16 protein-coding genes and 2 pseudogenes are annotated in these 21,753 nt (G+C 68.6%); 3 read left to right on the top strand and 15 right to left on the bottom strand.

All coding sequences use genetic code 11. The features are described 5' to 3' along the window. Positions 1 to 21: 21 nt before the first annotated feature. Entirely contained in the window at positions 22 to 987 is a 966-nt protein-coding gene (locus tag K9S39_RS36065; RefSeq protein WP_248867536.1) for a helix-turn-helix transcriptional regulator, read from the top strand. Positions 988 to 1,569: 582 nt separating this feature from the next. Here K9S39_RS36065 and K9S39_RS36055 read toward each other — a convergent pair. Then, positions 1,570 to 2,700: an ISAs1 family transposase gene (locus tag K9S39_RS36055; RefSeq protein WP_454896049.1), complete on the bottom strand. Its 1,131-nt coding sequence runs from the start codon at positions 2,698 to 2,700 to the stop codon at positions 1,570 to 1,572. 391 nt (positions 2,701 to 3,091) lie between these two features. On the opposite strand from K9S39_RS36055, the gene K9S39_RS36050 reads away from it, so the two are divergent. Continuing rightward, a complete protein-coding gene (locus tag K9S39_RS36050) occupies positions 3,092 to 4,675 on the top strand; it encodes a class I adenylate-forming enzyme family protein (protein WP_248867534.1) in 1,584 nt (527 codons plus the stop codon). 2 nt (positions 4,676 to 4,677) lie between these two features. On the opposite strand, the pseudogene K9S39_RS36045 reads toward K9S39_RS36050, so the two are convergent. From K9S39_RS36045 to K9S39_RS36035, 3 genes and pseudogenes are all read right to left on the bottom strand, one after another. Continuing rightward, positions 4,678 to 5,325, bottom strand: a pseudogene (locus tag K9S39_RS36045) (IS5 family transposase); the annotation flags it as partial. 42 nt (positions 5,326 to 5,367) lie between these two features. Next, entirely contained in the window at positions 5,368 to 5,868 is a 501-nt protein-coding gene (locus K9S39_RS36040; RefSeq protein ID WP_248867533.1) for a hypothetical protein, read from the bottom strand. Between the two features lie 3 nt (positions 5,869 to 5,871). Next, positions 5,872 to 6,864 carry a DUF6192 family protein gene (locus tag K9S39_RS36035; RefSeq protein WP_248867532.1) on the bottom strand — a complete coding sequence of 331 codons (993 nt, stop codon included), beginning with the start codon at positions 6,862 to 6,864 and terminating at the stop codon, positions 5,872 to 5,874. A 661-nt stretch (positions 6,865 to 7,525) separates the two neighbouring features. Between K9S39_RS36035 and K9S39_RS36030 the strand changes: the two are divergent. Next, positions 7,526 to 8,637, top strand: a pseudogene (locus K9S39_RS36030) (transposase); the annotation flags it as partial. 293 nt (positions 8,638 to 8,930) lie between these two features. Here K9S39_RS36030 and K9S39_RS36025 read toward each other — a convergent pair. The 11 genes from K9S39_RS36025 to K9S39_RS35975 all read right to left on the bottom strand — a co-directional run bounded on the left by K9S39_RS36025 (position 8,931) and on the right by K9S39_RS35975 (position 21,736). Continuing rightward, the gene (locus K9S39_RS36025) at positions 8,931 to 10,472 is read right to left on the bottom strand and encodes an AMP-binding protein (RefSeq protein WP_248867531.1); all 1,542 of its coding nucleotides are present in this window, start codon (positions 10,470 to 10,472) and stop codon (positions 8,931 to 8,933) included. Then, entirely contained in the window at positions 10,472 to 11,758 is a 1,287-nt protein-coding gene (gene hemA, locus K9S39_RS36020) for a 5-aminolevulinate synthase (protein ID WP_248867530.1), read from the bottom strand. The genes K9S39_RS36025 and hemA overlap by 1 nt, the downstream gene beginning before the upstream one ends. Positions 11,759 to 11,936: 178 nt before the next feature. Next, positions 11,937 to 13,184 carry a 3-deoxy-7-phosphoheptulonate synthase gene (locus K9S39_RS36015; protein WP_248867529.1) on the bottom strand — a complete coding sequence of 416 codons (1,248 nt, stop codon included), beginning with the start codon at positions 13,182 to 13,184 and terminating at the stop codon, positions 11,937 to 11,939. Positions 13,185 to 13,207: 23 nt separating this feature from the next. Continuing rightward, positions 13,208 to 14,653 (bottom strand): aldehyde dehydrogenase family protein, encoded by a 1,446-nt coding sequence (locus tag K9S39_RS36010; protein ID WP_248867528.1) that lies wholly within the window; start codon positions 14,651 to 14,653, stop codon positions 13,208 to 13,210. Beyond that, on the bottom strand, positions 14,653 to 16,185 hold the full coding sequence (locus tag K9S39_RS36005; RefSeq protein ID WP_248867527.1) for a class I SAM-dependent methyltransferase: 1,533 nt from the start codon (positions 16,183 to 16,185) through the stop codon (positions 14,653 to 14,655). Before K9S39_RS36005 ends, K9S39_RS36010 begins: the two co-directional genes overlap by 1 nt. Before the next feature lie 42 nt (positions 16,186 to 16,227). Beyond that, positions 16,228 to 17,424 (bottom strand): phenylacetate--CoA ligase family protein, encoded by a 1,197-nt coding sequence (locus tag K9S39_RS36000; protein ID WP_248867526.1) that lies wholly within the window; start codon positions 17,422 to 17,424, stop codon positions 16,228 to 16,230. Positions 17,425 to 17,469: 45 nt separating this feature from the next. After that, the gene (locus K9S39_RS35995) at positions 17,470 to 18,519 is read right to left on the bottom strand and encodes a 3-oxoacyl-[acyl-carrier-protein] synthase III C-terminal domain-containing protein (protein ID WP_248867525.1); all 1,050 of its coding nucleotides are present in this window, start codon (positions 18,517 to 18,519) and stop codon (positions 17,470 to 17,472) included. Positions 18,520 to 18,524: 5 nt separating this feature from the next. Then, complete coding sequence (locus K9S39_RS35990; protein ID WP_248867524.1) at positions 18,525 to 18,854, bottom strand: phosphopantetheine-binding protein; 330 nt, start codon at positions 18,852 to 18,854, stop codon at positions 18,525 to 18,527. Continuing rightward, positions 18,851 to 20,506 carry an amino acid adenylation domain-containing protein gene (locus K9S39_RS35985; protein ID WP_248867523.1) on the bottom strand — a complete coding sequence of 552 codons (1,656 nt, stop codon included), beginning with the start codon at positions 20,504 to 20,506 and terminating at the stop codon, positions 18,851 to 18,853. Before K9S39_RS35985 ends, K9S39_RS35990 begins: the two co-directional genes overlap by 4 nt. A 59-nt stretch (positions 20,507 to 20,565) precedes the next feature. Continuing rightward, positions 20,566 to 21,174 (bottom strand): flavodoxin family protein, encoded by a 609-nt coding sequence (locus K9S39_RS35980; RefSeq protein WP_248867522.1) that lies wholly within the window; start codon positions 21,172 to 21,174, stop codon positions 20,566 to 20,568. 40 nt (positions 21,175 to 21,214) lie between these two features. Next, positions 21,215 to 21,736, bottom strand: coding sequence for a flavin reductase family protein (locus K9S39_RS35975; RefSeq protein WP_248867521.1), 522 nt, complete (start codon positions 21,734 to 21,736; stop codon positions 21,215 to 21,217). Between the last annotated feature and the right edge of the window lie 17 nt (positions 21,737 to 21,753).

Genomic DNA, 21,753 nt, shown 5'->3' with positions numbered 1-21,753 from the left:
TTTCTGAGAACATGGGTAAGCATGAAGGCTTCAAGGCTCCTGCATCTCCTGCTGCTCCTGCAGACCCGTCAGCGGCTCACTACCACGGAGCTCGCCGCGCGTCTTGAGGTGTCCCGGCGGACTGTGCTGCGGGACGTCGAGGCGCTATCGACAGCGGGCGTGCCCGTCTATGCCGAACGTGGGCGGAACGGCGGGATCGTCCTGCTCCCCAGCGCACGGCTCAGCGCATCCCATCTGGAACCACCAGAACTGGAGGCCCTATCCGTGGCCGGCTTGGACAGCGCACTACGTGAGCGAATGGGCCTAACTGCGGTGTGGGAGTCGGCCGAGCGCAAGATCGCCGCCCGCCAGGCTGCAGCACCTGAGTCGCCGAGCCCGCTGCGGCTGGCTGATCTTGTGCTTGTCGACAGCACCGCGTGGTTTGCTGCCCCCGAGGCAGCGGTCGAAGTATCGGATCTGGCCTCGACCCTGCGACACCGGCGACGCCTTCGAATCCTGTACCGGCGCAGCGCCGAGAGCCAGGCCTCGACACGGGTGGTCGACCCGTACGGGATCGTGGCGAAATCAGGTCGCTGGTATCTCGTCGCCGATGACCAGGGCGACAGCCGGCTGCTCACTCTGGAACGACTGTCGGCCTTCGAACAGCTAGACGCACCAGCCGTGCTCCAACCAGGCGAAACCCTCCGCACCAGATGGGTCGAGTTGAAGAAACGCACTGAGGAGCAAGATCGCGTGAGCGTGACCATCCGCCTGCCGGAAAAGGGTCTCGACCTGGCGCGGCGCATCCTCGGCACCCGCATCCACCATGTCTCCGATGCGGAAAAAGGCTCGTGCGTCGTCGTCGTGCGCTACCCCGGCATCGAGTCGGTGCGTCAGCTTCTTCAGTTCGGCGACCACATCGAGGTGCTCGCCCCTGAGACGGCCCGCGCACGCATCAGTCAGCTCGCCAGGGACCTGGCTGACAGACACTCAACCCCCACATCGTGATTGCCGATCAGGTCCCCTGTTCTCAATCAACGTGCCCGGTCAGTACAACTAGGTGGCGTGGTATAGGCCGAGCATGGGCCAAGAGGCGAGCCCGGCGACGCTGGAGAGCTGCACGATGTGCCCGCAGCGCTGGGCCCGCAGAATCGGCAGGACGGCTCGCACGACCCGAAGCGCCGAAGAAGTTGGTCTCGAATTCGGCCCGCGCCTGCTCCTCGGTGACGTCCAGGTCCTGCAGGGGAGCGGTGCTGCGCGCGGTAGCGGCGACACGGTCGCCGCGCGTCAGGGCGGCCTCAGCCCACACTCGGCCGAACCCCGGGATGTCCCGGTGATGAACCAGACCTTTCCGGGCACAGAAATCCCCCTTCTTCCAACCGTGAGTTCCTCGCGGCACGTTCTGCTTGCCCCCCACTTACCACGACAGCGGCAGGGCATGTCTACGGACGCCGCTGGAATTCCAACTGCGGAATTTCCGCACCTGGACGGCAGCCTGCAACGGTCTTTCGTGAGCGCCAGTGATACAGCGATACTCTGGCGGACTGCCAGGGCTGTTGCAAAGTCCCTTGATCGTGGCGTAGTTGCTGGTCACGGGGCGATGCCGAGGAGGTCGAGGGGGCGGGGGAAGGGTTCATAGGACATCTCGCGCAGGCCGGCGGCGATGTTGGCGTGACCGTGCGCGCGGAGCTTGTTGATCGCGAGGTTGCGCAGGGTGGCCATGTTCTCCGGGCCGTGTCTGGTGCGGACTTGGGAGCGGTCCTCGTCGAAGGTGACGTCGCGGGCGAAGTGGAGCCGGTTCTCGATCACCCACTGCGACCGGACCAGTCGGGCGATCGTCTCCGGCGACGCCTGGCGGCTGGTCAGATCGGTGATCACGTAGACGGTCTCGCGGGTGCGTTTGCCGGTCCGCGTCGAGGTGCGGTGCCGCACGATCTTCGCGGCCTGGGCGGCGTGCGGGAAGCTGACGCCGAGATCGGTGACGGTCAGCGCCTGCACCACGCGGGTCTCCAGGCGGCCGTGGCCGCGGGTGCGGTCGTAGAACTTCGCGGTGGCCTTGTGCCAGGGCAGCGTGTGCAGCTGTTCGTAGAGGGTGGACTGGTTCTTCTTCACGGTGAACGCGTAGTGCGCTCTCTTCGTCCCGACCGGGTAGAGGGCGTGGTCATGCTGAGTGTGCCGGGCGTCGGCCGTCACGGTGATGCCGGTCAGGTCGTAGGGGGCCAGCAGGGCGGCGAAGCAGGTGATCTCGTTCGTCCTGTCCGGTACCCGCAGCTGGGTGAGGGTGCGGCCGTTGCTGGTCATCGCCGCGAGCAGATGCGCGGCCGGGGTGTCGCCGTGCCTCGAACCGCGAGCGCTCTTGCCGTCCACGGCCACCGCCTCCTCCCCCTGCGGAGCTGTCCCCGTCAGATCCGCCAGCCCGCCCGGACACACGGCGTTGATGACGCGGCGGATCGTTGCGGTGCTCGGCGCGAGGCGCACGTTCAGCGAGGCCACCAACCGGGCACCGAGCCGGGCGCGGGTCTGCTGCGGGGCATGGGCGGCCCACTGTCCGATCGCCGCGAACGAGCGGGCGCCCGCCACCACCGCAGAGGCGGCGACCAGCAGCACGGCCGCGAACGGATGACGTCTGCTCGCCGGTGACGCGGGCCGCGGCAGTCTGACCAGCCCCTTAGCCAGCGACAGTCCCGAACACCCACCAGCAAGGGTGACTTGACGAGGCATACCGGGGCAGACTGGCGGCACATCGAAGCTCCGTTGGGCGAAGGCGACTTGGGAAGGTCACCTCCACAACGGAGCTTCGATGCCCCGCGATGCCCGCCCACCCCACATCGTCACACCGCCGTGACCAGCGCATCTAAACGATCACGCGGACTTTGCAACCGCCTTGCAAGACCGCCAACCGCGCGTTCCGTTCGATTACCGAGCTGTGCGACGCGATCGACAAGGCTCTGCGGTACGTGAAGAATCGGGAACACCTCCTCGTTGGATTCCTGGCCGGGACCGGACTCGAAATCCCTCATCCCGCATCAAGCCCGCAGTTAAAGATCAGCAACTCCGCAGCCTTGCTAATAGAACGACATCGTTATAACTTCCGTAATCAAAGGATGGTCCCGTGAGTTTTCCGGAGAATTGGTGGAGTGCAAGTCCAAGTTATGTCTCGGAGATCCTCTCACTGTTCGCGACCGAGCCGGATCGCGATGTCGCTTATTGGCGCGGCGAAGCATTCTCCGGCGGTGATCTGCTTCAGTCCGTGACTGAATCGTTCCTTGCGCTACACAATTGCGGAGTAGGCAAAGGGGATGTGGTAGCGATCCTGGTCGAGCCCAACAGCCCTGAGATGCTCACCGTGCGGTATGCGACATATCTGCTTGGTGGCGCTGTTTGCTACTTGCGAACCACTAATCCTGGTACCAACGCAGCGGTCCTCCCCCTGGATCAGCAAATCCAGATCTTGCGCGACACCGAAGCGGTTACCATCTACGCTGATGCCGAAAATTCGGAGCGGGCATTGGAACTTGCCGACGGCACCGGGATCCCGGTGACGCGCCTTCACCACGGGGAATGCAATGAGGTCAGCTCGCTCGATGTCCCCGCCCCGCCGGACGCCGCGTCGTGGGATCCGGATGCGCTAGTCTTCATCAGCTTCTCGAGCGGCAGCACGGGACGGCCCAAGGGCATCCGGTCCTCGGCCCGAGCATGGGAAGGCGTACTACGCGCGTTTATGGATCTTGGGCATGAATCCGGCTGTGCGTCGGTCCTGTTGTCGACCCCTCTGAGCCACGCTGGTGCCCCAATGGCGGACGCGGCCTTCATCTTGGGTGGAGCGATCTACCTGCACGAGAGTTTCGATGCAGAGAAATTCGTACAGACCGTCTCCGCGAAGAAGGAGGTCTCGTGGACGTTCATGGCGACGACGCACGTGTTCCAGCTCATCGACTATCTGCATGAGCGAGGAATTCGCGATCGTGCCGCCGTGGAAGCCGCTGGTTTGTCTTCGCTGAAGCGGATTGTCTACGGCGGCAGCCCGGCGGCGCCCGTTCGAACGAAACAGGCTTTTAGAACTTTCGGCCCTGTCATGGTGCAGTGGTATGCATCGGGCGAGAGCTATCAAATTACGACCCTGACGCCTTCGGAGCACGGCGACCCGGAACTTGCGGCTACCGTCGGGCGGCCCTACCCTGGTGTGGAGGTCGTTGTCTGCAACTCGGACTCGGGCGAGCAATTGGCAGTAGGGGAAATCGGGGAGATCCGCGTCCGCTCGCCTCAGTTGATGGACGGCTACACCGGCGACCCGGAGTTGACTGCGCGAGCCCTTCGGGACGGCTGGTACTTCACCGGAGATATCGGTTTTTTCGACGACCGAGGATATCTGACCCTGGTGGGTCGGGTGGCGGACGTCATCAAGGTTGACGGCGTTAAGGTGCACCCCACAGTCGTCGAGGCGGAAATCCTTTCCCACCCGGGCGTCCGACACGCGGCCGTCTACGGCGTGCGGGACGAGGATGGCGGCGAGCACATTCACGCCGCAGTTGAATGCGATCCGAACGAGGCAGTCGACGCAGAAGACATCCGCGCCAGAATTACTGCGGCACTTTCCTCGATTCACGCGCCCGAGAAGATAAGCTTCTTGAGTGCTCTGCCGATGAATAGCATCGGCAAGCCCGACAGGGTGCTCCTTCGATCGCAATACGTCTGATTGACGAAGCCCTTGGCGCCCTTGGGCCGGGAGACGGGTCGCAGAGTGACCTTCAGCCGTTGGTCGGCCCAGTTGACGAGAGTGCCGGCATAGCCGCGGTCGGCCCAGACCTGGATGAGCTGGGGCTGGGTGAGGTGGAGACGGAACAGCAGGTCGCGGACGGCGTCACGGTCCTGGATGTCGGCCGGGGTGACCATGACCATCACGGGCAGGCCCTTCGTGTCCACGGCTATGTGGCGCTTCCTGCCGTTGATCCTTTTCGCTTCGTCCCAGCCGCGGCTGTCCTTGCCCACGGTCTCCGCGCCTTTGACGGACTAGGAATCGACGATCATCGTGACGGGGTGGGGGCATCGCCCCAGGTTGGTGCGGATGCGTCACCGCAGCTGGTCGCGGATGAAGGTGACGAACCCGGCCCGCTGCCAGCCCCAGAAGAACCCGTAAACCGTCTCCCAAGGAGGGAAGTCAGCCGGAAGTGCCCTCCACTTGGCCCCGTTGTCGACGATGTAGCGAATCGCATCGACGATCTCGCGACGGGGCCACTTCCAGGGATGCCCGCCGGTCTTGGTCTGACAGGCCGGGGTGGGCAACACGGGTTCGAGCAAGGCCCACTCGGCGGGCTTGGTGTCGGAAGGGTATCGACGGCGACGCATCGTGATGGACCTCGGAACCGGGCAGAAAACAAGCGGGAATGGCTACTTCGAGAGCTGGGCGAGGGTCGCGCAGACCCCGGTCAGCTGGGCGACGGCGATCTGGGCCCACTCGTCCTCGGGATAGCGGGCCAGGTGCGGGTCGAGAGTGCCGGTGATGACGCGGGTGAGCCGGTTGAGGATCTGCCGGAACTGCTTCTTCTCGTAGGCGATCCAGTCCGCGGGCTCATCGGAGAAGCGGAATCCCTCGCGGAACGTCCAGGTGATCGGGGTCAGGTGCTCGGCCGCGGCGACGTCCTTGATGTGCGCCAGTCCGCGGGTGACCTGCCAGGGATTGAGCCGGGTCGCGGCGACCAGGTGCCGGGTCTTCAGCCCCGACGGGGCGGCTTCCATCAAAGCGGCGCGGACCAGGTCGCCGTAGTACTCGCCCGCGGGGAGCGCGGCCAGGAGCTTGGGCTTCTTGCGTCGGCCGGACGGCTTGGCCGGGGTCTTCTTGGTGGAGGGGACCGGGGTCTGCGCGGTGCGCTTGCTGGCCGGCTTGTCCATCGCCTACTCGCCCTTGAGGAGAGAGGCGAGCTGCTCATCCCGGGTGAACTCGCCGCTGTCGACGGCGGCCTCCAGCCAGTCGGAGGCGGTGCGGACCTTCGCGATGCCCCTGCGCAGGGCCTCGCGCTCGTCGTCGGTGAACTTCTGCCCGCGCAGGCGGGGCACCAGCCGTCCCAGCGAGGCCACGAACTGGTGGCAGGAGGCGACCAGGTCCAGGTATTCCATGGTGTGCTCGATCGCACGGACCGCCGGGGTCCGCTCGCGGATCTCGTGGCGGACCTTCTCGGAGTTGTCGAACTGGGCCCGGTTCACGGAGAAACGGGCCGTGTCGTCCCGCATCACCTGCCGGGCGACCGCGGGGCGCCGCAGCAGGCCCGTGGTCACCTGCGAGGCGACGTCCTCGTCGCGGGTGAACTCCTCGACCACCCGCACCCGCTCCTCGGCCGGCATCCGCGCGGTCAGGTCGGGACGCCTGAGCAGATCACCGGTCACCGCCGCCACCGACTCGTCCCGGGTCAGGTCCGTGACCGCCTGGGCCTTCTCGACGACAGTGACCGGACGTTCCACCCGGTGTCCCACCCGCCGCTTCGCGGCGTCCGGGGTCCACGCGCGGCGACCTGTCCGTTCACCGACCGGCGGATCGTCGATCATGGCGAACCGCTCGTCCTCGTCCTCGATGTGCGCCAGGATCCGGTGGACCGTGAACGACACCCGCGCCCTGCGGTGCTCGGCCGGCCAGCGTGAGGCGGTCCACCGCCACTTGTCCACCGCCGACAGCGAGACTCCGATGTCGGCTGCGAACATCGTCAGCGATTCATCCACCGTGAACGTGGTCTCCCGCGGGGGCTGAATCCCCTGCTCACGCATCGGTTCGATCTCCAACGCCCGGTCGCCCAAAGCGAATTGGCACTTGGTGAGCTGCTCAGTCAGATCACGGCCCTCGGCCACGATCTGCTCATACCGCTCCCGCCTGACGTTTCCCACCATGTCGGCCATGGCGCATCACCCCTCTCCAGGCCCGGATCCCGCCCCTTCGGACGGGGCGGAAGAAGATCCAGCCCAGGTCACAGCCTCAGCGTGACGCTCACGTGACAGAAACCGGCAGGGCGTAAACCACCGGCGCGGAGCACTCGGCCTCTGTCCCCAATGCCCCCAACAAGCCGGATGCCCTCATTCGCGCCGTTCGGCTAAGGCATCACAGAGACGTCGTTCCGTGACGCCTCCCGATCCCGCCAAGCCCGCGTCCGGCACTTCGCCGAGCAGTACCGAGTGCCGGCCGGATGCTCCACCCCGACCGTCCAACTCTCCCCGCACACACCGCAATCCGCCCGCTCGCCCCGCTGGAGAGCAGCCGTGCGACGGCGAGCCCCGTCCAATGCCCGCCATCGTCGCGACCTGCACTTTGCCGAGCAGAACACCGCACTCGGCGCCTTCGACTCCGGCAACGGATCACCGCACTCCGGGCAGTACCGCCGCCGCGTACCCCGCCCCACCGAACCCGAACTCACACACCGATCATCCCCGCCCTCACTCCCTCGGAACAGGGATCAAAAACAGGGACTGAGTGGGGTTTGCCCAGATCAAGCCACGTGGGAACGGCCTTCCGCTGATGCTGTGCTCCGTCACGGATGCACCGCTCAGCGGGAAGGCCGTGAGGATGAGTCTGCCGTGTACCGGGGTCCCGCAGGAAGCGATCGCGCAACTGTCCCGCTTCCGGGCGGACTTCTACGACGCATTGACCGGCCGTGCGGATGCCCTGTTCGAGCTGACCGATGCCCTGCTGTGCGCGGACGGGCCGGTGAAGACCCTGGTCGGACTGGCTCTCGCGCCCGAACACCGGCGTGGGCACGGCGCGTTGTACGGCGGTCTCAACCGGGGCCGGGTCGAGGCCGCCCGGCTGCGGCGGGTGCTGGCCTCGGTGCCGCGGGCGGCCGACGGCCGTCTGGTCCTGGCCGTGGACGTCTCGCCGTGGCTGCGGCCCGACGCTGCCACCAGCGACGCCCGCTCGTTCTGTCACACCTACGGGCGGGGCGAGAACAAGCACCTGATGATTCCGGGCTGGCCCTGCTCGTGGATCGTCGCGCTGGAGACGGGCCGTTCCTCGTGGACCGCGCCCCTGGACGCCGTGCGGCTGCGGCCGGGCGATGACCTCGCCGCCGTGACCGCCGCCCAGGTGCGGGACCTGGTCGAGCGCCTGATCACGGCGGGCCAGTGGAACGAGGGCGACCCGCCCATCTGGATCGTGCTCGACGCCGGCTACGACGTGATGCGTCTGGCCTGGCTGCTGTCCGACCTGCCCGTCGAACTCCTCGGGCGCCTGCGCTCGGACCGGGTCATGCGCCGCCCGGCACCCTCCCGCGAGAAGTACTACCGGGCCCATCCCCGCGGTGGTCACCCGCCCCGGCACGGCGGCGAGTCCATCTTCAAGGACGCCAGGAACTGGGGCGCCCCCACGCGGAGACGAAGACCGTCACCACCCGCTACGGCACCGCCCACGCCCAGAGCTGGGACCGGCTCCACCCCGAACTGCAACAGCGTGCCGCCTGGCGGGACCACCCCGGCAGGCTCCCCGTCATCGAGGGCACCGTAATCCGCCTCCAGGTCGACCACCTGCCCAGCGGCGGCGACCCCAAGCCCCTGTGGCTGTGGTGGTCACAGCCCACAGCCACCCCCGCGGAGACGGACCTGGCCTGGCAGGCGTTCCTCAGAAGATTCGACATCGAGCACTTCTTCAGAATGATCAAGCACTATGAACCCTTCACCCGCCCCCTCGACCTCCTCGGCATCGCCCCGTGACCAGCAACTACGCCACGATCAAGGGACTTTGCAACAGCCCTGGCCCTCGGCGAGCGTACCGCCGCCGAGCTCAAGGAACGCTGGCGCACGCTCAAACACATCACCGTGAGCCCCTGCCGCATCGGTGACATAGCCCGCGCCGCCCTCGTACTCAACGGCCACTGGAAGTGATCTTCATTGAGAAAACCTCACTGGGGCAACAAGAGCAGAGCAAAATGATCAGTATCTCACGGTGCTCTCACCGCTTGAATCCGCCGAGTTTGCAACTATGCGCCGACGGCTGGCCCGTATCGCGAGACGAGTACGCGCTTGAGAATTTTTCCGCTGCTACCCACCGGGAGAGCGTCAATGAACTCGACTCGGCGCGGGTATTTGTATGCGGCGAGACGCTGCTTGCTCCATTCGATGATTTCCTGACGCGAGCCGGAAATGAGGGCCCCCGGCCTGGCAGGCACCACAACCGCACACACCTCCTCGCCGAGCTCGGGGTGTGGAATGCCGATCACCGCCACCTGCGCCACGGATGGGTGCCCGGCGAGGATCTCCTCGATTTCGCGTGGATAGATGTTGTAGCCGCCACGGAGGATCAAGTCCTTCTTACGGCCCACCACAGAGAGGTAATCGTCGCCGTCCAGCATGCCGAGATCGCCCGTGCGGAACCATCCGTCGGTCATTACTTCAGCGGTCATATCCGGGCGGCCGAGATATCCGGCCATGACGGTCGGACCGCTCACCACGATCTCGCCCACCTCACCGGCAGGCAGGAGATCGATGCGGTCGGAGTTCGTCCGGGCGATACCGACGGTGATGCCGGTGATCGGCGCCCCGACCGTTCCGGACCGAAACGTCAGGCCGGGGTAGTGATAGGCCACGCTGCACGTGGTCTCGGTCATCCCGTAGCCCTCGTACACTGGGCATCTGAAGGTGCTTCGGATGTTGTTGAGGGTTTTGACTGAAAGCGCCGATCCCCCGCTGTACACGCGGTCGAGCTGAGGAACCGGCTCTCCCTGGGCCACCGATTCGAGCATCTTGACATACATGGTTGGAACGCCCATGAACACTGTGCACCGGTGTTCCGCCATCAGCGCCAAGGCCTCCCGCCCGGAGAACTTCGGCATCATGACGATGGATATGCCGGCGCGGAAGCCGGTCAGCATGCCGCAGATCTGGCCGAAGCCGTGTGCCAGCGGCAGGCACCCGAGCAATACGTCGTCACTCCGGAACGCGTATGGAGTGGTGACCATCCTTTCGACGTTGTACCGAATATTCCGGTGGGTGAGCATGACGCCTTTCGGCTCACCCGTGGTGCCGGAGGTGTAGAACACGACGGCGACATCGTCGGGATCCCGCACCGCGGACGTCTCGACCGGCGCTGTCTCCTGTGCCGCGTGCTCCAGGTCGACCGTGCCCGCAGGGCCGGGCCCGATGGTGAGGAGTGTTGTGCCGAGCGGCGCCGCCGCCTCTTTCGCCTGATCGAGCAGCGCGGCGGCGCACACCAGAAAGCCGACGTCGGCATCGGTCAGTACGTGCTCGATCTCCGCCGCCGTGGACAAGGCATTCAGCGGAACCGCGACGGCGCCGGCCGTCAGCACGCCGAAGTACACCACGGGAAACTGCGGGGTGTCGGTCAGGAGCACGGCGACCCGGTCTCCTGGCCGTACCCCGTTGGCTCGCAGCACGGCGGCGTAGCGACGCGCCTGTTCCCACAACCACCCGTAGGTGATGTGCTCGCCCTCGTAGATCAGGGCAGAGTGGGCTGGTCGCTGCGCCGCCGTGTCGGCCAGCACGCCGGCAACTGACATGGTCATCAGGCCGGCTGTCCGTCTTTCGCGGTGGTGTCGGCGCCGCCGCTGCGGAGTCCGGACGTGGACCATTCCCGGGCACTCGCGGTCGGGATGTTCAGTTGCTTCCAGATCTCCTGAAGGGCGCGGGCGAACTTCTCGACATCGCTCTGATCGTGCACGGCGGACGGAGCGATCCGCAGGATCTCCTCGCCCGCGGGCACGCTCGGGGCGTTGATGGACTGGACGTAGATCCCGTACTTCTCGAACAGCATCTGGGACGCCCGCTTGCACATGTCGTCATCGCCGACGAAGGCCGAAACGATGTGGGAGTCCGTGGAAAGGAACGGGATATCGGCCTCGATCAGAAGGCTGTGCAGCAGCCGCGCATTCTCCAAAAGCAGCTTCCGCTCGACATCGGAGGACCGCAGGTACTGAACCGACGCCTGCGAAGCGGCCGCGACCGCAGGCGGCAGCGAGGTCGTGAAGACAAACGAGCGCGCGTAGGTCCGCACCGCGTCCACCAGGGCCGCAGGACCCGCAATGTAGCCGCCGACCGTTCCGAAACCCTTTGCCAAGGTGCCCATCACGACCGTGAAACGGTCGGCGATGCCTTCCTGAGCGGCGATGCCGGCGCCCTGCGGGCCGTACATGCCGACCGCGTGGACCTCGTCGATGAAGGTCGTGGCCCCGTACTTGTCCGCAAGGTCGGCAATCTCGGCGAGCGGCGCCACGTTGCCCGACATGGAGTAGACCGACTCCGCGACGATGAGCTTCGGGCAGTCGGCGGGAGCGGCCGCGAGCAGTTCTTCCAGGTGGACGACGTCGTTGTGCCGGAAGATGTGCTTCTTCGCGCCGCTGTGCCGGAGGCCATCGATAATCGAGGCGTGGTTCTTCGCGTCGGAGAACACGACGGTGTCCCTGGGCATCGCCGCCAGCACGGTGAGCGAGCCTTCGTTGGCCGTGTAGCCCGAGGTGAACAGGAGCGCGGCTTCCTTACCGTGCAGGTCCGCCAGTTCATTTTCGAGAGACACGTGGTAGTGGTTGGTCCCACCGATGTTCCGGGAACCGCCGGAGCCTACGCCGTGGGTGTCGATGGCGGCCTTCATGGCCACGATGGCCTGACGGTTCTGGCCCATTCCCAGATAGTCGTTGCTGCACCAGACACTTATTTCCGAACCGACCCCATCGCGCCGCGCCGTGGCCATGGGGTAGCTTCCGGAACAACGCCCGATCTCCAGGAATTCGCGCTTTCTTTCAGCAAGATCGCCAGCGATTTCCCCGTTCAGGTATGGAGCCAGGTGTGCGTTCATTTACTCGCCTTCTCGACGTAGCAGTTGCATGAATGGTTGGGTCAGTGAGTGCTTGCTGGAAACGCTAGATATATTTCGATAGGCGTTGCGTGCTTCGAGCTTGATGAAGCGGTTGTTGCCTTCGGATGCGGCGTTGGCCATCCCGGTGATCAGGTAGGTCTCGATGCCGTCCCACCGCTTAGTGCGTGCCCCAGAGGTGCGCGGCAAAGAAGGCCAGGTCCAGGGACTGACCGCGGTTCAGCCGTGGGTCGCAGACGCTGGTGTAGTGACGATCGAGATCTTCCGGTCGCACCGGGGTGGAGCCGCCCAGGCACTCGGTGACGTCATCCGCTGTCAGCTCCAGGTGCAGGCCGCCGGGATGCGTGCCGATCGCCCGGTGAACGGCGATGAATGCCCGGACCTCGTCCGTGATGTCGGACATCCAGCGTGTCTTGGCCCCGTCCTCGGTGGTGCGGGTGTTGCCATGCATCGGGTCGCACACCCACAGGGCTGGGGAGCCGGAGGCGGCGACCTTGCCGACGAGTTCCGGCAGCACCTCGCGGATGCGGTCGGCGCCCATCCTGCTGACGAAGGTGAGCCGACCGGGCCGCATACCGGGGTCGAGGGCGGCGGCCAGGGCCAGGAGTTCGTCCGGGGTCGCCGTCGGGCCGACCTTGACGGCCACCGGGTTGTCCACTCCGGCCGCGAACTCGACGTGGGCGCCGTCGACTTGCCGGGTACGTTCGCCGATCCACAGCAGGTGGCCGGAGGAGGCGTAGCGACCGCCCGTGGCAGGGTCAGTACGGACCAGGGCACGCTCGTAGTCGAGCAGCAGCGCCTCGTGGCTGACGTACAGGTCCTCGACCGGGCCCTCCACTGCCGCCTCGGTCGCCCCCGGGACGTCCGGCCGTACGGCGTTACCTGCGCGGATACGGTGCAGCACCTCTGCGGACTGGTAGTAGGCGGTGACCATGCGCCGGGGGGCGGGCCGTCGCTCTCTGGCGCTGAATCCGGCCGCGTTCACGGCGTCACCCCGGTAGGAGGGCAGCTCCATGCCCTCGCGGGTCTCGGTGGGGCGCGAGCGTGGCTTGGCGTACTGGCCGGCCATCCGGCCGACGGGCAGCACGGGCAGGGTCGTCCCGTAGGAGAGCACGGTGGCCATCTGACGCAGCAGGACGGCGTTGGCGGTGGCCTCGCGCAGCGCCCGGGCACCGAACTCCTCGGCACAGTGGCCGCCTTGGAGCAGCAGCGCGTTGCCGGTGGCGGCCTCGGCCAGGCGCGCGCGTACCCGAGCGGTCTCGGCGGGGGACACCAGCGGTGGCAGGTCGCGCAGAAGGTCGGTAACCTCACGCACCTGTGCGGGGTCCGGCCACTCCGGCTGCTGAGCGGCGTACGGGCGGGAACTGATGGCGGCGGTGACGGTCGGAGGGGGCCCGGTGGGAGTCATGGCGATGTTCCTTCGGGTGCGGGTCAGTTACGGATGACGGACTTGCTGCGCATGAGGAACTCGGAGAGGTAGCCGTCGTGCGGGAGGCCGTGCTCCTTCAGATGGGTGGGGTGGCCACCGCCGACGAAGACGTTGCTGATACTCGGCTCCGCGACCAGCCGTCCCACCAGCTCCTCGTCCCGGGTGACGGCGGCGAGTACGAGGCTGTCCCGCAGCGGCGCGACCCCGTCCGTCCTGCGCCACGGGGCTACCCAGACACAGGGAAAGGGCAGTTCGACTGCGGCCTGCGGGGCGTCTGCCCGGGGCAGCTGGTGGACTGCCGGGCGCAGTACGGCGCTGCCGTCGCCCAGCTCATCCGCCACGCCTTCGCCGCCGAGCCAGGCCCGGGTGCCGGCTGCTGTACGCAGCAGGTGGGCCGCCACGGCCCGCGCAGTTGCTGCAGGCTGGACCGGCAGCACGGCCCGGTCGTCGCAGGGCGGCAGTGAGGGCAGGACAGCGAGCCGCTCGGCAAGGGCGGCAGCCAGCTCGCCCGCATCGCCCTCGACGAACACGGCGGTGGTGTTCACGCAGCCGGTGCCGCCGTGCCCGCTGACGGAGTCGACGAGGGTGTCGAGGTGCGCGCGCCAGTCGGTGTCGGCAGTGATCAGAATCTTGGACCGGCCGGGGCCCTGCACCCGCACAGCCGGGTCACCGGCGTATTGCTCGACGATGCCCGCGCCGCCGTAGACCAGCGACAGGTCGGCGCCGCGGCGCAGCGCGTCCGCGTGCTGGTGCTCGGTGGGGAGCAGGGCGACCTGGTTGTCGCCGAAGCCTGCGGCACGCAGTGCGGAGACCAGCCGGTGTGGGGTGAACGGTTCCCGGCGCGAGGGCCGCACGGCCACCCGGTAGCCGAGCGCGAGCGCCTCCGGCCAGATGCTGTGGGTGCCCGGGTGGTTTCCGGCCGCGTGCACGGCGAATACCTCGCCGCGCCGGGTCCAGGTGCCGCGCCCGGTCCGGGTCAGCGGGTCCTGCCAGCCGTTCACCGTACCGGCGGGACGGGCGTACTGGACGCTCTCGTACGCGCGGCGCAGCCGTTCAGCGGTTGTGGCCGTGGCCCGGCGCACGATGGACACCGGGATACCGCCAGCCCGGCTCGCCGCCTCCTCGTACGCGGCCGGGGACAGGCCCGCGACCTCGCCGGTGGCGAAGAGCCGGGCAGCACGGTGCAGCAGTGCCGCCCGCTCGTCGGCCTCCGGCGGCTCGGCGCGGCGCAGGGCCACCATGGTGCGGTGGATGAACAGCGGTGGCACCAGGCTGAGTTCGGCCAGCTCCTGACCGGTGGCGTCGGTGACGGTACGGCGTGTGCGGGCCCGGTAGGTGCCGCGTGCCCCGAGCGCGTCGAGCGCGTACAGGGTGCGGGACGGGACGGCGTCCCGCGGCGGGCGGGCAGACTGGGCAGCGAGGGCAGGGGCGGTTGCGGGTAGCGACATCAGTGGCTTCCTTCCGGCAGCGGGGGCAGCGTCCCGACGGGGACCACGGCGGTGGGCAGCTCGTCGGCGGGGAGCCGCTCACGCAGCCAGTCGTGCACGCGGGCTGCGAAGGCTTCGGCACGGTGCACAGCTGCCGGTATCTCGGTGAGCGAGCCGCTTCCGGGCTCGTCGGCGAGCTGCTCGGGGCGGTAGGTGCCGGTCAGCGCGGGTGCGCCGGCGCCCATGCCGTCACCGGGATCCGTGTGGGCTCCCGCATCCGTGAACACCGCCTCGAAGCATGCCGGATCGCCCTGTGCGGGGGTGAGGGCGACGTGCAGTCCGGCGCGCTCGGCGAGCAGATCCAGGGTGTGCGGGTCGACGGCGTCGGGCCGTTCGGGGTGGGCGAGCAGTTCCCTGGCCCGCTCCAGCCCCGCGCCCGCCTCCAGCGCCCGGCAGGCCGCGAACTCGCCCGCGAGGCGCGCATTGGGGATGCCGGTGACCCGGACGGGCAGCTCTGCGCCCCGCATCCGCTCCACCAGCTCGCCCGTGTCCTCGGCGTCGCTCCCCCAGCGCAGCTCGGCGCAGTCGGCGACCGCGGTGAACCGATCGTCGCCGGTCTTGTGCAGCACGACGTCGTAGCGGTGCCGGGACAGCTCATTGTGGTAGTCGCCGCGCTTGAGCCGGAGGTCGGCCCCGGCCAGCTCCGGGTGGGAGTGGGCCAGGCGGGCGAAGTAGTCGGGGTGGACGAAGAGTTCCTCCTCACGCGCCCGCGTCCGGCGCGCCGTGCGCAAGACGTATGCGGCGTCCCTGGCGGTCGGGCGGCCCACCGCGACAATCGTGTGCAGGCAGCTCAGGCTCCTGGGGTCGCGGATGTCGCCCAGGAAGACGTGCCCGCCGGGGGCCAGCAGGGTCAACGCCCGGTTGACGACGGTGGTGAGGTAGTCGCCGGAGGGGAAGAGCTGGACGACGGAGTTGATGACGACGGTGTCGAAGTAGCCGGTGGGGAGTCCGTCCACGCGGTCGGCGGGCTGGGCACGCAGCGTGACCCGGTCCGCCAGCGCCGGGTCGTCCGCGACGTGCCGGGCGAGGTCGTCGACGGCCACGGGGGACAGGTCGGTGGCCCAGTAGGACACGCAGTCGCGGGCGAGCCGGGAGAGCAGCAGACCGCTGCCGGCGCCGATCTCCAGCACCCGGCGCGGCCGCAAGTCCCGGATGCGCTCGACGGTACGGGACCGCCACTGGCGCATCTCGTCCCGGTCGATCGGACGTCGGTCGTAACTGCTGTTCCAGCCCACGAAATTGTCACCCCAGGGGCCCGGTTCGGCGTCCTCGTAGAGCCGGTCGTAGAGCTGCTGCCAGTCCTCGACCTGTTCCTCCGCGCCCGCGCGCCCGGCGCCGTCGGCATCCCCGGCGGGGACCACGAAGGCAGTGGTGCCGGCTCCGGGTGCGGTGCCGGTGGCCGGGAGGACGAGGGCGCGGGAGACCTGCTCGTGCTGGATCAGGAGGTCCGCGATCCGCTCGCGGGTGGTACTGGTCCGGGTTTCGGAGATCATGCGTTTCGCTCCTGGGATGCGGCGGGGTGGGCGAACGGGCGGTCAGTAGACGCCCTCGATGACGGCCTCGTTCTCGAAGGTCGCGACCGGCGCGATGTCGGCAACGGAGTCGCCCGCCCGGCCCTGCGGCGCCTCGACTCGGGTGGCCAGGTCCCGCTCCAGGTTGTTGGGCAGCAGGAAGGACTTGCTGACGTGGTGCACCAGCACCTGGCCGCGTTCGCCGTAGGCGACGGGCCGCCCGCTGTCCGGGTCGACGACGGAGAAGGTGACGTACGGGCTGAGCGGGTCGAAAACGCAGGGCCCGTCGTCCGGCAGCCCGGGCCGTTCGCCGGCGACGCCGAGCATCATCGTGCTGCCGTAGTTGCCGCACAGGTCGACCTCGGGAAACACCTCCGTCCGGTACAGGTACCGCGAATCCGGGTCAAGCTGGGTGCCGCCCCAGCGGATGGCCCGCACCTTCTCGTTCACCAGCTCCACCAGATCGTCACGCTGGGCGAGCCTCTCCATCAGCGACGGGGTGATCGTGAGCACCCCGATCTCCTGCGATCTGAGTACGAACTCGGCCTGGTCCAGTACGTGTTCGGCGTATTCTCCGGCCTCCCTGACGCGGCCGAGCGCAATGAGTTTCTTCACCCAGCGCGGGTCCAGGTCGATCGAGAAGCCGTACCGGCCGTGCGTGGCGGCTGAGCGGCGGAAGAACTCGCCGACGATATGCGGCCCCGAGGGGGCGATGCCGAGCCAGTCCGCCCCGCGCGGGAAGCCATGCGCGTCCAGATTGGCGTTGGAGGCAGCGAGCATCCGCTCGAACCAGTCACGCATCAGGACCACCCGCTTGGGGGCGCCGGTGGTGCCGCCGCTCTCAAAGATGCCGACGACATCCGGGCGCGGCCCGTAGCCGCGGGGGATCAGGTCGGCGGCGGGAACGTCCCGCAGCTCGGCGGCGACGTTCGGGAACAGCCGCAGGTCCTCGTGGGTGCGGACCTCGGTACGCGGGTCGAAGCCGAGGGTACGGGCGCGCTCCAGCCAGTACCGGGAGCCGGTCTCGGAGCTGAAGTGCCACTCCATGGCGGCCCGGACATAGGCATCGGGGTCGGGCTGCGCCTGCGGGGGCAGGTCCAGCAGACCGGAGCCCGGGACGTCGCCCTCCTGAGGCGCACGGGGTGTACGGGCTGCCGGGTCCCCGCCGGGGGCAGTCGGGGTATCTGGGGCGTCGGCTGCTTCGGATATGAGCTTGGTCATGTCTGTCTCCCGGAAGAGTGGAAGGGCCGGGCCTGCCCGGCCGCGCTAGGCGCGGACAAGGGTGGCGCTCCAGCGGTCGGTCGAGATGCCGCACAGGGCGACGACGTCCCCGGACGCGATCTCGCCGCGCTCCAGCTGCTGGGCGAGCGACACCAGCTGGTCGGCGGCGCCCATGTGGCCGTGGCCGGGGGCGAGCGCGGCGTTGGTACGGCTCAGCGGCACGCCCAGCGGCTCCGCCACGGCATCGATGCTGGCCGCGCTGTCGTTGAGGTAGATGAGGTGGTCGATGTCCCGCCGCTGGAGGCCGGCCCGACGGCAGGCCCCGTCGACGACCTCCAGCAGCCGCGCGTAACGGTTGGTGAGGAAGCGCTGGAGCACCACCGGATCATCGCCGAACTGGCGGCGTACGGACTCGTGCCCGCCAGGGGCCTCGCGGCTCGACCAGCCCTCGGGCGGCACCGGGTTGACCGTCCCGCCGAAGTCCACCCGCAGCAGATCGCAGTGTTCTGGTTCGGTGAACTGCTCGGTGGCGAGCCACTGATTGGCACCGTGTCCGCGGCGCAGGACGACAGCGGCGGCGCCGTCGCTGAGCACCGCGCTGAAGACGTTCATCCGATTGCGGTGGTACTCGCTGACCCGGTTCACGGCGACGAACAGCGCCGTCTCCACCTCGGGCTGCATTGCCATCGTGGAGGCCACGTAGTACAGCCCGTGGACGCCCGCGCCGCAGCCCTCGGTGAGCAGCAGGGTCTGGGTGCGCTCGATGCCCAGCTCGCGGGCGAGCGCGGCGGCTCCGTCGCGGTAGGCGTACTCCGGCAGGTCGGAGTTGGCGACGACGACGAGGTCGAGATCCTCGGCGGCGAGGCCGAGCCGGTCCAGCGCCCGCTGGGCGGCGGCGTGTGCGAGGCCGGTGGCGTGCACGTCGTCCGGGGCGCGGTGATAGGTGCGGAAGCCCCAGTTGACGACCCGCTCGGGGTTGTCGACGTAGTCGGCCGCAGTGGCGGCCACGTCCCGGTCCTCGCCGAAGGCGAGGCCGAAGGCCGCGATGCCGCACTGCACGGCGGCAGGCGGGGTCGCGGTCCGTGGCGGAGTCATGGCGCTCACCCCTCGCCGTCCGTGGCCGTCCCGGTAGCCGCGTTCCCGGCGCGGGACACGAGGTCGCGAGCCGCCGTGGCGAGGTCGGCCTCGAAGAGCACCATCAGGTCATACTCGACGCCGAACCGCTCCTTGGCGTACCGGCACATGCGGAGCGCGAGGAGCGAATGCCCGCCGAGGTCCAGGAAGTTGTCCTCGGCGCAGGCCTCCGGGTCCTCCAGGACACGGGCGGCCCACTCGACGGTCAGCCGCTCGGCCTCGTCGACCGGGTCGGCGTTCCCGGCCGCGGGGGCCGTGGCGGTCGTGGTCGTGCGGTGCACGGGAGAGGTGGTCATGAGCGATGTTCCCTTTCCTCGTCAAAGCGCCGGGACACCGCGTCCCGGTCGAGCTTTCCGTTGACAGTGCGCGGCAGATCGGGCAGCCGCTGGTGGACGGCGGGCCACATGTAGGAAGGCAGTAGCCGTTTGACGTGCTCGCGCAGTTCTCTGGCCGGTATCCGTACGCCCTCGCCGGTGGTGGCGTAGGCGCACACCAGCCGCTCGTCGCCGGGGCCGAAGCGGCGCAGCCACACCACGGCGTCCACGACCTGTTCGTGGGTCCGGACAGCGGCCTCGATGTCGCTCAGCTCGATGCGATGGCCGCGCAGTTTGACCTGGAGGTCCTCGCGCCCGTGGTAGACGAGAACGCCGTCGGGACGGCGGGAGACCAGATCGCCGGAGCAGTAGTAGCGGCGCAGCAGACCGTCCTTGGGTGACTCCAGGGTCCGAAAGCGCTCGGCGTTGAGGTCCGGCCGGTGCAGATAGCCCTTGCTGACCTGCGGGCCAGCCAGCCACAGCAGCCCCTGCTCGCCGGGCGCGGCCTCGTCTCCGGCGTCGGTGAGCACCCGGTGGGTGAAGCCGGGTAGCGGATGGCCGATGACGGAGTCGGCACCGGCCAGGTCGGCGGCGGTCAGCTCGTGGTAGGTGGAGTGCACGGTGGTTTCGGTGATCCCGTACATGTTCACCAGCGCCGGGTGTCCCAGGCCGTACCGTCCGGCCCAGGCTCGCAGGGTGCCCGGGAGCAGCTTCTCGCCCGCGAAGACGACGTAGCGCAGGGCCAGCAGGGCGGCGTCCGCGGCGAGCGCCGCGGCCGCGAACGTACCGAAAGCGGTCGGAGTCTGGCCAAGGACGGAGATCCGCTCCTCCTCGACGACCCGCAGCACTCCCTGCGGGGAACGCGCCGTCCAGTGCGGCAGCACCACGAGCCTGCCGCCGGTCGCGAAGGCGCCCCAGATCTCCCAGACGGACACGTCGAAAGCGATGGAGTGGAACAGCAGCCAGCTGTCCTCGGTGGTGAACGCGAACCTCTGGGCCGCGCCCGCCAGCAGCGCCGTCACTGCGCCGTGGTGGATGGGGACGCCCTTCGGCTTCCCCGTCGTGCCGGAGGTGTAGATCACGTACGCGGTGTCGTGCGGGCCAAGCTCCGCGCAGGTCAGCGGCTCGGGATGGTGCGGGGCCGGGGTGTCCCGCAGGGCGTGCAGTCGCTCCTCGCCGAGCACAGGCACGTCGCCGGGCCGGCAGCCGTCCGGGTCGCCGAGAAAGGCGGCGGCACCGGCGTCCTGAAGGATGAAGCGGTTACGGGACGGCGGGTTGCGGATGTCCAGCGGCACATAGGCGGCACCGGCCCACAGGATGCCGAGCATCGACGCGAGGGCGGTTGCGCCCGGCGGCATCCGCAGGGCCACCCGGTCGCCGCGGCCGATGCCGTGCGAGCGGAGCAGCCTGGCGATGGCGCGGGCCCAGGTGTCGAGATCGCGGTAGCTGACGGATGCGCCGTCGGCGGTGATCGCGCTGCCGTCAGCGTTCGCGGCGAGGCTGTCGGCGAAAGCATCGGTCAGAGTCCGGGCGGACACCTGCCGGGCGGCGGACTGTTGCGGCACGGCGGGCCGGCCGGGGCGCTCCTGGGGTGTGTCGTGCTCCGCGGGTGGCGGAGCGAGCGGCGCTGTCATGCGGGAACACCTCCTGTGATGCGTGGGCGGGTGGGTCGGGTGTACGGACACCGGGGTGGTCAGGCCGCGGTGACGGCGCGTGCGAAGCGCACGACGCGGGCGGCCTGGATCCGGGCCGCGGTCCGGGTGGTGTCGTCAACCGGGCGGGTCCGGCCCTCGTCGCAGTGCGCGGTGCCGTACGGATTTCCGTCGGCGAATTTCTCCGGGCTGGTGTATCCGGGCGCGACGACGACGCCACCGAAATGGTGGAAGGACGTCGTAAGCGCCAGCAGCGTGGATTCCTGGCCGCCGTGCAGACTGCTCGTCGCGGTGAATCCGCTGTACACCTTGTCGGCCAGCTGCTGTTTCCGCCAGGCTCCACCGAGCGAATCGAGAAAAGATTTCAGCGGGCCTGCGATGTTGCCGAATCGGGTGGGTGAGCCAAGCAGCACGCCGTCCGCCCACAGCAGGTCGTCCACGCAGGCCACGGGCGCCTCCACGGTGTCCCCTGCGGGTGCGGCGCCGGCCGGTGCGGCCGCCTTGCCGGTCGCGGAAGCGGCGTCGGGGACCTTCCGCAGCCGGACCTCGGCGCCTTCTTTCTCCGCGGTCTCGGCCATTTCCCGGGCAATCTCGGCGACGGTTCCAGTGAAGGAATAGTAGATGACGGAAATTCTGACGTCGGTGTGCACGGTGCTGACTCCTCGGTGGTCACCGGTGTAGTCCAGGAATTCACCATTCGGTGAGATGAAGTGCGCTCAGGAGTTCTTCATCGGGCCGGGCCACCGGCACCGGCCGGGAGAAGGTGCGGTCACAGTGGACGAGCGGCGGCCGGTCCCTGGTGTGGGCCTGCTCGACCCGCCCGACGAGGATGCTGTGGTCCCCCGCCTCGACCAGGGCGTGCAGCGTGCACGCCACCCGTGCGCAGGCGTCCGGCAGCCCTGGCAGCCCGGCCTCGCAGGGCTTCAGGTCCCCCGCGGCAAAGCGGTCGATGCCGGACGCGGCGAAGCGCAGCGCGATGGCCTCCTGACCCTCCGCCAGCACGTTGACGAGAAAGCGGTCCGCCGCCGCGAAGGCCGCGTGGGTGCTCGCCGCCCGGTCCAGGCAGACCAGCACCAGCGGCGGGTCCAGCGAGACGGAGCTGAACGAACTGGCGGTGAAGCCGCTGCGGGTGCCCGCGGCGTCGACGGTGGTCACCACCGTCACCGGTCCTGGGACCCGGGCCATCGCCCGGGTGAAGTCCGCTGCTTCCACGGCTGTTCCTCCTGGTC

The organism is Streptomyces halobius, assembly GCF_023277745.1.
GTDB lineage: Bacteria > Actinomycetota > Actinomycetes > Streptomycetales > Streptomycetaceae > Streptomyces > Streptomyces halobius.
The sequence above is the reverse complement of the archived record's forward strand: the minus strand, read 5'-3'. Positions and strand labels throughout refer to the sequence as shown.

Bases quoted from the DNA above. Each gene is read 5' to 3' on its own strand.
- K9S39_RS35995 (WP_248867525.1), bottom strand. From the start codon at position 18,519: ATGACTCCGCCACGGACCGCGACCCCGCCTGCCGCCGTGCAGTGCGGC.
- K9S39_RS35990 (WP_248867524.1), bottom strand. From the start codon at position 18,854: ATGACCACCTCTCCCGTGCACCGCACGACCACGACCGCCACGGCCCCC.
- hemA (WP_248867530.1), bottom strand. From the start codon at position 11,758: ATGAACGCACACCTGGCTCCATACCTGAACGGGGAAATCGCTGGCGAT.
- K9S39_RS36035 (WP_248867532.1), bottom strand. From the start codon at position 6,864: ATGGCCGACATGGTGGGAAACGTCAGGCGGGAGCGGTATGAGCAGATC.
- K9S39_RS36055 (WP_454896049.1), bottom strand. From the start codon at position 2,700: ATGCCTCGTCAAGTCACCCTTGCTGGTGGGTGTTCGGGACTGTCGCTG.
- K9S39_RS36010 (WP_248867528.1), bottom strand. From the start codon at position 14,653: ATGTCGCTACCCGCAACCGCCCCTGCCCTCGCTGCCCAGTCTGCCCGC.
- K9S39_RS36025 (WP_248867531.1), bottom strand. From the start codon at position 10,472: ATGACCATGTCAGTTGCCGGCGTGCTGGCCGACACGGCGGCGCAGCGA.
- K9S39_RS35985 (WP_248867523.1), bottom strand. From the start codon at position 20,506: ATGACAGCGCCGCTCGCTCCGCCACCCGCGGAGCACGACACACCCCAG.
- K9S39_RS36000 (WP_248867526.1), bottom strand. From the start codon at position 17,424: ATGACCAAGCTCATATCCGAAGCAGCCGACGCCCCAGATACCCCGACT.
- K9S39_RS36040 (WP_248867533.1), bottom strand. From the start codon at position 5,868: ATGGACAAGCCGGCCAGCAAGCGCACCGCGCAGACCCCGGTCCCCTCC.
- K9S39_RS36015 (WP_248867529.1), bottom strand. From the start codon at position 13,184: ATGACTCCCACCGGGCCCCCTCCGACCGTCACCGCCGCCATCAGTTCC.
- K9S39_RS36005 (WP_248867527.1), bottom strand. From the start codon at position 16,185: ATGATCTCCGAAACCCGGACCAGTACCACCCGCGAGCGGATCGCGGAC.
- K9S39_RS36065 (WP_248867536.1), top strand. From the start codon at position 22: ATGAAGGCTTCAAGGCTCCTGCATCTCCTGCTGCTCCTGCAGACCCGT.